17 protein-coding genes are annotated in these 13,677 nt (G+C 44.1%); 15 read left to right on the plus strand and 2 right to left on the minus strand.

From position 1 onward, the window contains the following. Window positions 1–21 precede the first annotated feature (21 nt). The 9 genes from AAV90_RS01515 to truA all read left to right on the plus strand — a co-directional run bounded on the left by AAV90_RS01515 (window position 22) and on the right by truA (window position 4,498). Complete coding sequence (locus AAV90_RS01515; RefSeq protein ID WP_046495009.1) at window positions 22–306, plus strand: KOW domain-containing RNA-binding protein; 285 nt, start codon at window positions 22–24, stop codon at window positions 304–306. Then, complete coding sequence (gene infA / locus AAV90_RS01520) at window positions 307–525, plus strand: translation initiation factor IF-1 (protein ID WP_046495011.1); 219 nt, start codon at window positions 307–309, stop codon at window positions 523–525. Between the two features lie 34 nt (window positions 526–559). After that, the gene (gene rpmJ / locus AAV90_RS01525; RefSeq protein ID WP_046495013.1) at window positions 560–673 is read left to right on the plus strand and encodes a 50S ribosomal protein L36; all 114 of its coding nucleotides are present in this window, start codon (window positions 560–562) and stop codon (window positions 671–673) included. A 40-nt stretch (window positions 674–713) separates the two neighbouring features. After that, a complete protein-coding gene (gene rpsM, locus AAV90_RS01530) occupies window positions 714–1,082 on the plus strand; it encodes a 30S ribosomal protein S13 (protein WP_046495014.1) in 369 nt (122 codons plus the stop codon). 22 nt (window positions 1,083–1,104) lie between these two features. Beyond that, window positions 1,105–1,497, plus strand: coding sequence for a 30S ribosomal protein S11 (gene rpsK / locus AAV90_RS01535; RefSeq protein ID WP_046495016.1), 393 nt, complete (start codon window positions 1,105–1,107; stop codon window positions 1,495–1,497). A 16-nt stretch (window positions 1,498–1,513) separates the two neighbouring features. Then, window positions 1,514–2,143, plus strand: coding sequence for a 30S ribosomal protein S4 (gene rpsD, locus AAV90_RS01540; protein WP_046495018.1), 630 nt, complete (start codon window positions 1,514–1,516; stop codon window positions 2,141–2,143). A gap of 93 nt (window positions 2,144–2,236) precedes the next feature. Beyond that, a complete protein-coding gene (locus AAV90_RS01545) occupies window positions 2,237–3,187 on the plus strand; it encodes a DNA-directed RNA polymerase subunit alpha (RefSeq protein WP_046495020.1) in 951 nt (316 codons plus the stop codon). 15 nt (window positions 3,188–3,202) lie between these two features. Beyond that, entirely contained in the window at window positions 3,203–3,544 is a 342-nt protein-coding gene (rplQ, locus tag AAV90_RS01550; protein ID WP_046495022.1) for a 50S ribosomal protein L17, read from the plus strand. Between the two features lie 210 nt (window positions 3,545–3,754). Next, on the plus strand, window positions 3,755–4,498 hold the full coding sequence (truA, locus tag AAV90_RS01555) for a tRNA pseudouridine(38-40) synthase TruA (protein ID WP_046495024.1): 744 nt from the start codon (window positions 3,755–3,757) through the stop codon (window positions 4,496–4,498). A gap of 74 nt (window positions 4,499–4,572) precedes the next feature. Here truA and AAV90_RS01560 read toward each other — a convergent pair whose 3' ends face one another. Both AAV90_RS01560 and AAV90_RS13885 read right to left on the minus strand, forming a co-directional pair. Then, window positions 4,573–5,988, minus strand: a complete 1,416-nt coding sequence (locus AAV90_RS01560; protein WP_076982587.1) for a radical SAM/SPASM domain-containing protein — start codon at window positions 5,986–5,988, stop codon at window positions 4,573–4,575. Between the two features lie 436 nt (window positions 5,989–6,424). After that, window positions 6,425–7,225: a MerR family transcriptional regulator gene (locus AAV90_RS13885; RefSeq protein WP_052729524.1), complete on the minus strand. Its 801-nt coding sequence runs from the start codon at window positions 7,223–7,225 to the stop codon at window positions 6,425–6,427. Window positions 7,226–7,793: 568 nt separating this feature from the next. Between AAV90_RS13885 and AAV90_RS01570 the strand changes: the two genes are divergently transcribed. The 6 genes from AAV90_RS01570 (at window position 7,794) to AAV90_RS01595 (ending at window position 13,396) form a co-directional block, all read left to right on the plus strand. Beyond that, entirely contained in the window at window positions 7,794–8,138 is a 345-nt protein-coding gene (locus tag AAV90_RS01570; RefSeq protein ID WP_046495026.1) for a phasin family protein, read from the plus strand. Between the two features lie 71 nt (window positions 8,139–8,209). Next, window positions 8,210–8,821, plus strand: a complete 612-nt coding sequence (locus AAV90_RS01575; RefSeq protein WP_046495028.1) for a hypothetical protein — start codon at window positions 8,210–8,212, stop codon at window positions 8,819–8,821. A 43-nt stretch (window positions 8,822–8,864) separates the two neighbouring features. Next, entirely contained in the window at window positions 8,865–9,305 is a 441-nt protein-coding gene (locus AAV90_RS01580) for a MaoC family dehydratase (protein ID WP_052729525.1), read from the plus strand. Between the two features lie 23 nt (window positions 9,306–9,328). Then, entirely contained in the window at window positions 9,329–10,420 is a 1,092-nt protein-coding gene (locus AAV90_RS01585) for an alpha/beta fold hydrolase (RefSeq protein WP_052729526.1), read from the plus strand. Window positions 10,421–10,451: 31 nt separating this feature from the next. Continuing rightward, entirely contained in the window at window positions 10,452–12,224 is a 1,773-nt protein-coding gene (locus AAV90_RS01590; RefSeq protein ID WP_157609457.1) for an AMP-binding protein, read from the plus strand. A 47-nt stretch (window positions 12,225–12,271) separates the two neighbouring features. Next, window positions 12,272–13,396, plus strand: coding sequence for an alpha/beta fold hydrolase (locus AAV90_RS01595; protein WP_052729527.1), 1,125 nt, complete (start codon window positions 12,272–12,274; stop codon window positions 13,394–13,396). The last annotated feature ends 281 nt before the right edge of the window (window positions 13,397–13,677 follow it).

The following is a 13,677-nucleotide window of genomic DNA, read 5'->3' on the forward strand; positions in this document are numbered from 1 at the left end:
TGACCAATCATTTCCGAGACCATGTTGGGCAGAGTTGTTTTCTCCAAGACAGGCCGAGATGGCGGCAAGCCGTTTGTAATCGTCCAGGTGGTTAATGAGCGCTATGTTATTATTTGTGATGGAGATACGCGCAAAATTGAAAATCCTAAGATGAAGAACATTAAACACTTGCAATTTACTAAAATGACGTCTTTCGAGGTCATTGACTATTTAAATAAAGGTGAAATACCTGATAACCATATAATCAAAAAAAGTCTTAAGCGAATACTTGAAAGAGGAGAATCAGATGGGAAGGAGGTCTGGTAAATGGCTAAAGATGACGTTATCGAGGTAGAGGGGAAAGTTCTTGAACCGTTACCCAATGCTATGTTTACGGTGGAACTGGAAAATGGCCATAAGGTCCTCGCCCACATATCAGGAAAAATGCGGATGAATTTTATCAGAATATTACCTGGTGACCGTGTAATGGTAGAGTTATCGCCTTACGATTTAAATCGTGGCAGAATAACATATCGTTTCAAGTAGGAAGCTTTTCTACCGTTTAAAGGAGGTTAATTAAGTGAAAGTTCAACCCTCAGTCAAACCCATGTGCGAAAAATGCAAAGTAATAAAACGCCATGGCAAGGTTATGGTAATATGCGAAAATCCCAAGCATAAACAGAAACAGGGCTAAGCGTGACGGCGCCTATATTATCTGAAGGAAGTGAATAGAATTGGCGAGAATAGCAGGTGTTGATTTACCCCGCGACAAAAGAGTGGAAATTTCCCTTACCTACATTTATGGTATCGGGAAATCCTCAGCTCAGAAAATATTGGCGGAAGCAGGTATAAACCCTGATACCAGGGTGAAAGATCTAACCGAAGAAGAAGAAGCTAAATTAAGAACAATTATTGATAAAAACTACACCGTTGAAGGCGATCTTCGGCGCGATGTCAGCATGAATGTCAAAAGACTTATGGACTTAGGCTGCTACCGGGGACTTCGCCATCGGCGCGGATTACCGGTGCGCGGTCAGAAGACCAAGACAAATGCACGTACCCGCAAGGGTCCCAAACGTACAGCCGCCGGCAAGAAGAAATAGCCATTAGAAGGGGGATAAATGAGTGGCACGAAGAACAACCACGCGGGTTAAACGGCGTGAAAAAAAGAATATTGCAGAAGGTATTGCGCACATTAAGTCAACCTTTAACAATACAATTATTTCGATTACCGACAAACATGGTAATGCAATATCCTGGGCCAGCGCAGGAACGGTTGGCTTCAAGGGATCGCGCAAAAGCACCCCGTTTGCGGCTCAGCAGGCAGCAGAGAATGCGGCCCGGGCAGCGATGGAACACGGCCTTAAAGAAGTCGAGTGTTATGTAAAGGGGCCGGGAGCCGGGCGTGAAGCCGCCATTCGTTCACTGCAGGCAGCGGGGCTGGAAGTAAGCGTTATTAAGGACGTTACCCCCATTCCGCATAACGGGTGCAGGCCGCCTAAAAGAAGAAGGGTTTAAGGAGGTAGTAATTTAAGTGGGAAGATATACTGATTCAGTTTGCCGCCAATGCCGCCGCGAGGGGGAAAAGCTTTTTCTAAAAGGAGATCGCTGTTATTCCGTCAAGTGTGCGGTAGAAAAAAGACCCTTCGTACCTGGCCAGCATGGTCAAAAACGCAGACAGAAAACTAGTGAATACGGGCTGCAGTTAAGAGAAAAGCAGAAGACGAAACGCATCTATGGCGTTAGCGAGAAACAGTTCCGCAACACGTTTGAAAAAGCAGATCGTCAGCAGGGAGTTACCGGTGATAACTTGCTGGCATTACTGGAGAGACGCCTGGACAATGTAGTTTTTAGAATGGGCATGGCCAGTTCGCGCAAAGAAGCCCGTCAACTGGTAAACCATGACCACTTTACCATTAATGGCAAAAAAGCTAATATCCCGTCCATGTTGGTTAAGGCTGGCGATGTTATTCAAGTAAAGGAAGCTAGTGCCGAATCGCCAAAATTTGAGGAACTCAAAGCCGCTGCTGCCTATAAGACTGCCCCCGAATGGCTGGAAGTAAATGCTGACAGCTTGACTGGCAGGGTATTGTCATTACCGACCAGGGATCAGATAGATACAGCTGTTAGTGAACATCTAATCGTAGAACTATACTCCAGATAGACACCAGGGGAAACCTTTTGCCGGTGTCAAACTAACTATACTCTAGATTATCTATCTAAAAGCAACCTCTATTAGAGAAGGAGGGGATAATTAGTGCTAGAGATGGAAAAACCGCGGATAGAGCGAGTCGAACAGGATCTTACGTCAAATTACGGAAAATTTGTTATCGAACCGTTGGAGCGAGGCTATGGTACTACTTTGGGCAACGCTCTACGCAGGGTGCTCTTGTCTTCATTGCCAGGGGCAGCTGTTACATCTATTAAAATTGACGGGGTTCTGCACGAATTTTCCACTATTCCAGGCGTTCTGGAAGACACTACAGAAATGATCTTGAATATTAAACAGATGGTCTTGCGCTATGAAGGCAACGAACGCAAAATCATCCGCTTGGAGAAAAAAGGTAAACAGGATGTATGTGCGGGAGATATCGAGCCCGATGCCGAGGTCGAGATTTTAAATCCAGATCTTCATATTGCCAGTTTAGATGAAGATGGCAAGCTGGAGATAGAAATGACCGTTGAAAGAGGCCGGGGTTATGTCAGTGCAGACCAGCAACCTAATAAAAGCGAAGAAGTAGTAGGGCTGCTGCCGATTGACTCCATATATACCCCGGTCACCAAAGTTAACTATATGGTGGATAACGCCAGGGTTGGCAAGAGAACCGACTTTGACAAGCTGGTTCTGGAGGTATGGACCAATGGCAGCATAAAACCGGAAGAAGCCATTAGTCTCTCAGCCCAGATCCTAATTCAGTACCTCAATCTCTTTACGGAAATAGATGATACCTATGCCGAAGTAGAGATTTTGGTAGAGAAGGAAGAAGAAAAGAAAGACAAGGTTTTAGAGATGTCTATCGAGGAACTGGAGCTATCGGTGCGCGCCTCCAATGGATTAAAAAGGGCCAATATCAACACCGTGGGCGATTTAATTGAAAAAACCCGTGAAGAGATGAGCAAGGTCAGAAACCTGGGGCAGAAGTCCCTGGAGGAAATTGAGCGTAAGCTGACAGAACTGGATCTGACCTTTAAGAAAACAGAGGAATAGGAAGGAGGATTCCCATTGAGTTATCGCAAATTCGGACTCTTGGCTGATCATCGCAGATCCATGCTCAGGAACTCAGTGACCTCTTTGTTGGAAAACGGCAAAATCACAACTACGGAAACGAGAGCCAAAGATATCAAAGTAGTAGCCGACAAAATGATCACCCTGGGAAAACGTGGGGATCTACATGCCAGACGGCAGGCTGATTCTTACTTAATGAAAGAAGAAGTCGTGGCCAAATTGTTCAATACCGTTGCGCCTCGGTATAAAGACCGCTCCGGCGGTTATACCCGCATAATCAAAGCCGGATATCGCAAGGGTGACGGTGCCCCTATGGTTATTCTGGAGCTGGTAGACTAAGCTAAATATCGTTTTCCGGTCATAAAAGGACTCTTTAGTGCCGGGCAAGGGTCATAAAATAACAATAGTGAGTTGATACTGCTCTATAAAAGTATTAAGGGAGGATTGTATATATCCTCCTGATCTTTTATAGGGTTTATTTGAGCTAAAAACCGGCTGGATAAAAGGCAGGGTCGGCAGCCAAATTATCTTTTGGGGAGAATTAAGCAGATGAAGCGAATAAAGATGGTGCTGGAATATGATGGCAGCAATTACCATGGCTTTCAAAGACAAATAAATGCCCACACGATTCAAGCTCAGTTGGAAAGTTCAATCAATCATCTGACCGGAGAAACGGTTACGGTAAACGCCGCAGGGCGTACCGATGCCGGCGTACATGCCTTGGGTCAAGTCATAGCTTTTAATACGTCAGCCCGGATACCTGCCGATAAATGGACCCCGGCACTAAACAGCAAGTTGCCGGACGACATTCGTATTCTAAATAGCTTGGAGGCTGCCCCGGATTTTCATCCCCAGTTTGATGCCCTAAAGAAAAGCTATGTGTATTTAATATATCGGCAAAAGTCCGGGGCCAGTTTTTACCGGAAACATGCCTTGCTAAACAGTGAAAATCTGGATGTCGCAGGAATGCAAAGGGCGGCCCGACTGCTGGAGGGTAACCATAATTTTAAAGCCTTCTGTGCCAGTGGGTCTTCCGTAAAAAGCTTTAAGCGCAATGTCAGCCTCTGTCGGATAATTAACCAGGAAGCTTGGCTGAAGTTGGAAATAGAAGCCAATGGTTTCTTGTATAATATGATCCGCATTATTATGGGAACCCTCCTGGAAGTAGGTCGCCAGCGCCTTACACCTGAGCATATTTTAGAAATATTGGACTCCCAAGATCGAAATCTGGCTGGCTCTACCGTATCTCCCCATGGACTTTACTTAAAAGCAGTAGAGTACCCCGAAGGATGATTATTGGCGAAATCTGATTTTTTATGCTTAACCTTGTGTTTTTAAAAAATATAATTAAATCCGGTTACATTACTTCAATGATCGCGTGAGCCCAATCTAATTAAACCGCGCTGCCGGGGCTGCTCTTGTGCAGGCTGCGGTAAATCAGCGGCACAATGGTTCTGCTCCCAGAGTTGGTCAGCTACTTTACCCCATTCCAGGGCTACCTGCATAGTTCGTTCCGTAAGTTCATCCACATCCTCCAGGTCGATGGGCTGGGTTGACTGGGCGCCGGATAAATGCACCATTTCCCTTAGCTTATGGGGATTATCTAGCAACGGACAGGGCCGCAGGAGATTGTCATTAAAAGGCTGGCCAAGCCGGTACTGCATGAAAAGCGGAGATTGTAAGGCGTCTAGCAAACTAACATCCTTTATATTAACATTGGAATAATGAATAAAGGCACAAGGTTCTACGTCACCGTTGGCATTTATATGTAAGTACCTACGCCCACCGGCAATACATCCCCCGGCAAAGTCGCCGTCATTCCAAAAATCCATAAGAAAGATTGGTTTGGTATTACGAAATTCTCTTACGCGATGATACATATAGGCACGCTGCTCAGGGGTGGCGATTAAATCCAACTGGGCACCTTTTCCCAGGGGCATATAAGTAAAGTACCAGCCAAATATGCAGCCTTTCTCAATCATGTAATCGACATATTGGTCAGAACCGACACTATTCACATTTCCACTATGATAGCAGGTGGAAAATCCAAAAGGAACCCCATGTTTGCGCAATATGTCCATAGCCTCAATAACCCTTTGATAAGTACCGTCACCGCGGCGCATATCTGTTTCACTTTCAAAACCCTCCACACTCAAAGCCAGCGCAAAATTCCCAGCCGCGGCCATTTGAGCTGCTAAATCATCATTTACCAGGGTGCCGTTTGAAAAAGCCAGAAACATACAGTCATTATGTTTATGAGCCAGTTTCATGAGGTCATCCTTACAGATCAAGGGTTCTCCTCCGGAGTATATGTACATATATATCCCCAGTTCTTTGCCTTCCCGGATAATACGGTCAAGGGTTTTTATGTCCATTGAAGCTGTTTTTTTATATTCCGCCGCCCAACAGCCGGTGCACTTCAGGTTGCAGGCAGCAGTAGGATCCATCAAGATGGCCCAGGGAATATTGCAGCCATATTTCTCGGACATTTTCTCGTTGGTGGGAATTCCTAAGATAGAAGCGTTAACCAAGAAATTAACCAGGACTTTTTTTCTGACGTTAGGGCCAAACTCGGTAAACAGGCGGCATATATATTCATTCCAGTTATTGCTGGGGTCATCCAATATGTCACGTATTGAACGAGCATAACTTTTATGATTGTCCGTAATCAGTATTTTTTCGCCCCAATTTAATAATTTTTCCATGTTCTCCAGCGGATTTTTCTCCACGTACCTGATTCCTTCGTTGATTACGGCAGTACTGATCATCTGTTTTACCTTCATACTGTTTCCCTCCTTGGCGTTATAATAGCTATAAAGGAGCTAAAAGCAAGAGAACAGATGGTTCTTGACTCTGCATATTTCCAAAGTTGACTAAAAGCCTACCTGCCACCTCCTTTTGCAAGAAAGCTAACCAAAAGCAATCAGCGCTGACTTATGAATCTTGAACTCCATTTCTCTGCTTTTATAGACGTGTTACCGACCATTTTATCGCTATTATTACTTCCACCTTAAGATATCCCATAATGGGAGAGTCAATAGAATGATAAAATTTTCACTTCTGCCCGCGCCAAATAAAATCCACTCTGTATAAAAGTGATACAGAGCGGATTGTAAAGCGTGAGATAAAAAGGTTTATTCAGTCTCAAAAGTACCGAGTAAATCCGCGTTTATTATTAAGGTCCCCAGTGATCTGCGTCTATTATCTAATTTAAACGCTTTAAAATAAATCTGGCACAGAACAGCGTAGTTCATAAAGAGGTCGTTCTGCGTTGTATAATCCGGTGACGAGTTCTGTTTCCACGACTATTACATCTTGTCCGGTTTTAAATATTTCTGCAAACAATTCCTTAGCTTTTTCAATTCTACTTTCCTGAATATGCCTAACAATATATGGCCCAGCGGGGATTTTTATTATATCTTTAGCTCCGTTTTTTGTCGTTGGCAGGATATCAATGAATTGGTAACGTTCTACTGCGTTGGTACGAAACCGGTAAAGGAGACCAAACTTATATCCTGACTTATACCCTTGCTTGGCTACTGCCGCATATAATCCTCTCAGTTTCAAATAAAATTCTTTTTCGTCTGTGGATTCTGTAATAGGTTCTAACATATAGTAGATATCCGGAAAATCGATCCGGTTAGGCGGGTCATAGGGAGAGATTTGATCGTTTTGTTGGATTTCCAACTGCAAATCATCGATAAAATTCAAACCATCCTGGATTGTGCGGATTTTCGTTTCGGCCATCTCTTTGCTAACCTCCAGCAGCTGCGTTAAGTGAATCAGTCCGTCTTTTTCCATAAGCTCGTTAAGCTTTCTTAAAGGTATGCCCAACTCCACACAAAATTGAATGATATCAACCAGTTTGAGCTGTGAAAAATCGTAATAGCGATATCTCGTATCCGGGTCAATATAGGCTGGCTTTAATACGCCAATTTTATCGTAATAACGCAGAGATTTAATATGTGTCCCGGTCAGTTTTGATACTTCTCCAATAGATAAATAAATCCCTTTCCTCATAAATTAATTTCCCCCTTGACTCTCCTATTATAGGACAGTATATATTTTAGCCTATAGAGTGAAACAGTACTTGTCAAGGATTACAGTGTCTCAATCCGTCGTTGTCCCGTAAAACAGCTGCTACTCTCATAAGTGGCTGCCCCTTTGCATACAATTGAGGTTATAGGCTGCGAACCGGGGCGGTTGTTGGGAAAATGATTTTTAAATAGTAAATTTAGGTATATACATTTCCATTTTTAATGTTATACTGTATTAAAAATGAATGGCACAATAATGTATTAGCTATCGACCTGCCAGTTATTTTTTCTTTAACCTTTCTATTTTTACGCAGCAAATAAATCCGCCGCCGTATTGGGTTATTCATTGGTGTTGTTCAGGCTAATTACCTGGTATCATTTCGAGTTTCAGCCAAAACGTAAGGTTCCTTGTAAAACTAAATAAGGTTATTGTGGGCTCCTCTGCTGGAAAAAGGCCAGCCTTGGTTTTATCGTTGCCCCTATTTTTGGCTTCGTGCATACCTATGCACGATACTGGTTAAAAAAGACAAACTGAAAAGGAGTGGATATTGATGAAAACACAGGAGACTGTAACAAAAACTTTTGCTACTATGGAGACTCTAATGGAAAAGTTCTGGGATATGTGGCTGGTAGGTATGGGCAGCATTTCTTGGACGCAGGAGCAATTTGACAACATGCTCAAAAAATATTTGGAGCAAAGCCAGGTTACCAGAGAAGAGAGCAGTAAAATTATTGATGAACTCATGAAACAGGTCAAAAACAACCAGGCGCAAATGCAAAAGATGATTCAGGAAGCTGTAAATACAGCTTTGGAAAATGCAGAACCGGCCTATAACTACTTTGAAGAAATCAACAAAAAAGTTGAAGAACTAAGCAAAAAGGTCAGCAGTATGTAATATTTCCAGATAAACAAACGATTAAAGCATGTCCTGAAGTATCAGGAACCTTATAGAAAGGAGCCGGATGCATGTCTGAGGACGAAAGAAGCAGCAGCCAGGCTGATGGCCATAAGATTATATTTCCTGATTTAGCCGAACTATGGAAGGAAATGTACTTTAAAACTGAAGGTGCCTGGGCCGAGGCTTTAAAAGATTTTGTCAGCACCGAAACCTTTATAAAGATGCTGGATCAGACGTTGAACCAGCATCTTTCCATAGAAAAGATCACCCGTCAGAATATGGACAGGATGTTTGAGTACAGTGCCACCCCGTCCAAAAAAGATCTGGCCAGGATTGCCGAACTGGTCATATCGGTAGAGGACAAGGTAGATAATCTGGATTTCCAGCTGGTCGAAAATATCAACAAGACTACGGACACTCTGCTTAAGATGTTAAGTCTTATGGAAAAAGGTCAGCAGGAGATAAATGCGATAAAAGCACAAAATGAAGAATTAGACCAGCAAATTAAAGCCTTATCAAAACAAAACCTGGAGCTTAAAAAAAGAATGGCCGCCTTAAAATTACCCGCATCATCCCAGTCAGAACCTGCGCCTGTTGAGATCAGCCCTGAAGAAACCACCAACAAGGCTCAAAACACCCGTAAAAGAACTAAGGTTAAAAAAACCGCTGATGAACCTTGATCATATCTCTTATAAACAGGACGTAAAAGGAGGCAGGTCTGTTTTGATAGAAAACATTTACAGTGAACTTAAGATAGGCGATGTGGGCTATGTAGAAAAAACTATTACCGAATCAGACGTATATATGTACGCAGGAATTACCGGGGATTTTAGCTGGCTGCATGTCAACCAGAAAAGAGCCGAACAAGGACATTTTAAAACCCGAATTGTCCATGGAATGCTGCTGGTGGGGCTTATTTCCACGGTTGTGGGCAATGAGATGCCTGGTGCCGGAACCATATATGAGCAGCAGGATATTCAGTTTTTAAAACCTTGCTTCATAAATGACACGGTCAGGGCCCAAACCGAAGTGCTTGCTCTGCTCCCGGCCGGTCGAGTCAAATTAAGAACCTCCTGCTACAACCAACATAATGAACTTATCGTTGACGGTACAGCGATAGTTATTCCGCCTAGACAACATGTGATTACCGAAAAGATATCCTGATTTAGCTTGGGGAGGATTATACCGTGAAAAATATCATTCTAAGCGGCTCCGCCGAAGAAATTGGCAAACAGCTGCAGGAAAGCTATGACCGGATGTGTAGCAGCACCCAGAAATGGATGGAGATGCTCCAGTATGATCCATATCCTCAGACAGGCTTAAGCCCTAAAGAAGTCGTCTGGAGAAAGAACAAGGCCAGGCTATACCGGTACGTGTCACCGTCAGGGCACCAGCACAAAGTGCCCATACTTATTATATATGCCCTTATAAATAAGCCTTATATATTGGATTTGACCCCCGGTATGAGCTTGATTGAACACCTATTGGAATGTGGATTTGACATATTCCTGCTGGATTGGGGCGATTTTGATTGGGAGGATCGTGAACTTAGCTACGGTAATCTGGTCAACGACTATATTGCCCGGGCGGTGCAAAAAACCCTTTTGACATCCGGCAGTGATGAGCTGACCATGCTGGGCTACTGCATGGGAGGAACGATGACCAGTATGTATGCCGGGCTTTACCCGCAAGAAAGGATAAAAAATATCGTACTTTTATCTGCCCCGATTGATTTTTCTGACGCGGGTACTTCATCCCTATGGCTCAATTCACCTGATTATGATGCCGACAGAATCGTGGATACTTTCCAGTTGGTACCGAAAGATTTTATCGATATCGGGGTTAAGATGCTGCGTCCGGTTAATAATTATATAGGCACATATACCCGCCTGTGGCGCTCGATAGACGAGGATAATCCGGTAATCGCCTGGAAGGCACTTAACAAATGGGTAAATGACAACATCAATTTCCCCGGCGAGGCATATCGTCAGTGGATCAAGGATTTATACCAGGAAAACAAACTGGTGAAAAAGCAATTTTCTCTCCAGGGGCAAACGGTCGATCTGGCCAGAATAACATCCAATCTGCTGGTCATGGCCGGTGAAAACGACCATCTGGTGATGACTGCCCAGGCCCAAGCGGCCCTTGACTATATGTCATCTTCGGATAAATCCTATTACGAATTTCCGGTAGGGCACGGAGGTCTGGTATTCGGTAATTATGCCAAAAAAAATGTCTATCCGGTCATGTCCGAATGGCTAAAACAACGTTCTAATTAACCAGAAAAAAAGGAGAATTACAAATGGGGATGTGAAAAAGAACATGACTCAGGATTATTGGGAGATTATTAAACGTTTACAAGAACCGCAGAACCTGTCCCTGGGTTGGGAATTGGAGAGGCGGGTTGCCGAGAATAAGGATAAAACCGCCCTCGTTTATCAGGATGAGATAATTAGCTATCAACAGTTAAATGCCGGGGCTAACCGCTATGCTGATTGCTTTAGTCGGCTGGGCTTTAAAAAAGGTGATGTGGTAGTATTGTTTATGAAAAACCGGCCTGAATTCCTTATGGCTGCGACCGGTTTAAGCAAATTAGGGGTGATCGTATCCTTGGTGCATATAGGTATCCGTAAAGACGTTCTGGCTCATGATATAAATATTTGTGAACCCCGCGCGGTAATCGTGGGGTATGAGCTAATAGACGTATTTAATGAGGTTCTACCCCTTCTTAAATTGAGGGCCCCAGCCCTTATTCTGATAGACTCCCCGAGCGACCATGAATTGCCCGCCTCCAGAATGCAAGCCCTGGGTCCTTTACTGCAATCCTCCAGCGAGGAAAACCCGTCCGCTACTGTAACTATAAACAGTGATGATCCCTTGGTTTACCTTTATACCCCCGGACAGAGCGGATTACGAAAAGCAGTGGCTATAAGCCAGCAGAGTTGTCTGATAAAATCCTATCTTTACAGTATGTTGGGATATATGCAGGAAAAAACCGTTCAATATATGTGTTTGCCCCTACATAATAATGGAGGGTTTGTAGGAGCATATTCCGCTATGATAACCTCGGGTAGTACCATGGTTCTAAAACAAAAATTCTCTGTTCATAATTTTTTTGATGATCTGCGTTTCTATGGGGCTGATTATGTGATCGCGGTGGGGGAAATGGCCCGCTACCTATATAACCAGCCGCCCCGGGAAAATGACCGCGATAATCCTCTGCAGGTCATGGTCTGCAATGGCATGTGGGGTTCACTGGTAGAAGCTTTCCGGGAACGTTTTGACGTCCAGCATATAATTGAGGTTTATACTAAAACCGAAGGTGTAGGTATCTTTGTAAACTTTGAAGAGGTACCCGGGATGTGCGGCAATTTGAGTCTGCGCGATATGCGCCAGGGCGAAGTTGTGCAATATGATTACAGCAACAAACAGATCAAACGAAATTCTGCCGGCCGGGCCATAAAATGTGTTCCGGGGGAATCAGGGTTGCTGGTCTGCGAGATTAATCAGCTTAATCGCTTTGCCGGGTATATAAATGATCCATCGTCTACCGAAGAAGTCCTGCTCTCCAATGTATTTGCCGAGGGAGATCGTTACTTTAACAGCGGTGATCTGGTACAATTGCATGAAAAAGATTATATATCCTATGTGGATCGTCTGGGTGACACCTACCGCTGGAAGGGACGTACTGTTTCTGCCAACCAGGTGGCCGATGTTCTGCAGCGTTTTTATGGGGGTATAGAAGATGTCATCGTATACGCGGTAAAAGTACCGGATGTGGAAGGACGCTGCGGTATGGCGAGCTTAAAGCTTATAGAGGGGGAACAACTGAATTGGGCGGAATTTATAAAACACATTAACCGCCGCATGCCCGAACACGCCCGCCCGGTTTTCATTCGCATTGCCGATCAACTGGCGGGTGGTCAGGATTCGGAAGAATATAAAGAAATACTGCGGTATGAAGGATTTAATCCCGGTCGGGTAAAGGATCCTCTGTATTTTCTGCATCCCGAACTCGAGCAGTATCTGCCTTTGGATATGGAAACCTACAAACAGATTCTGGCCCAGGAAATAAAGCTTTAAAACGAGTCTAATTTGGAAAAGAAGTCGGCACTGAAGGGAGGCTTTTTATGCTGTCCATATACCAGGAAATAATGAACAGCTTTTGGGGAATAGCCGAGCAAAACCTGGATTTTTGCTGCTCGTTATTTCCTGACGCGGATAAGGTAAATCAGTATATGTGTGTACTCGCTAAACTCGAAAACCCAGAGGCTCACTGGGCCACCCCCAACAATATAATCTATGAACATCAGACCTTGCGGTTGCGACATTTTCCCAATCCCAAAAGTTCCAGTGCCCGCAGACCGGTGCTCATTTTGCCCCCCCAAGCCGGGCATCATTCCAATCTGGCCGATTATTCCCCGGCCCAGAGTCTGGTTAGGGTTTTTCATAGTTATGGTTATGATGTGTATGTAACCGAATGGCTGTCAGCCGTTTTCGAGCAGCGTAATCTGGGAATGAATGATTACATACGGTTAACCGATGAAGCAGTTGATGAGATCCGCCGCCGCACAGGTGTGTATAAAATTCATCTCATCGGGCAATGTCAGGGAGGCTGGCAGGCCGCCATATATACCTCTTTGCATCAGGACAAAATCGCCACCCTGGTTTCAGCCGCGGCGCCTATTGACGTTGAGGCAGCACCTTCTATGATTATCGATGATGCTCAACTGCCTATGTCATTTTTCGAATATCTGGTGGCTACCGGCAATGGTTTAATGCAGGGAAAATACATCCTGTGGGGTTTTAAGAATATGCAGGCCGACGAGCATTATATGCGCAAATATAAGCGGTTATGGAAAATGATTGCTGTCAACGATCAAGAAGGACTCAAGCGTTTCCAACGCTTTGAAAACTGGTATGAATACACCCAGCAGTTGCCCGGCCGGTTCTATCTGGAAATAATTAAGAACATATTCAAGCAAAATAATCTGACCAAACCAGACACCATAAAGCTGGATGGACGAGCGGTGGATCTAAGAAATATCAATTGCCCGGTAATAATTATGGCCGGCCAAAAAGATCATATTACACCTCCCCCTCAGGCCTTTGCCCTAAAGAACTACATCAGCACCCCCCGGGAGGATGTAGTGGAAATCCTGACCGATGGCGGGCATATCGGCACCCTGATGGGTACCGAATCATTAAGGGAGGATTGGACAGCCGTAACCGAAGTACTAAATCTGGCTACCTGATAATCGGAAAAAGAAGTTAAATGGACACATATAACCCAGGTTTTTTCGGAATTACCCAGATCATCCCTTTTAAGGTGTCGGCAAGATTGTTTGCCAATAGCACCCTACTGCGAATAAGAGGATGGGATTCAGGCTGCAGCAGGTTACACCGCTTAGTGGCAATAATCTAAATCTAACTAATGGCTTATAATTTAATACAATTTCTTACTTAAACGGCATAAATAAATAACCTGCGTAAATCCCTTAAACCTGTGTAATCTGTGCCCATTAATCTAGGCGAT

This window comes from Syntrophomonas zehnderi OL-4 (assembly GCF_000983115.1).
Lineage (GTDB): Bacteria > Bacillota > Syntrophomonadia > Syntrophomonadales > Syntrophomonadaceae > Syntrophomonas_B > Syntrophomonas_B zehnderi.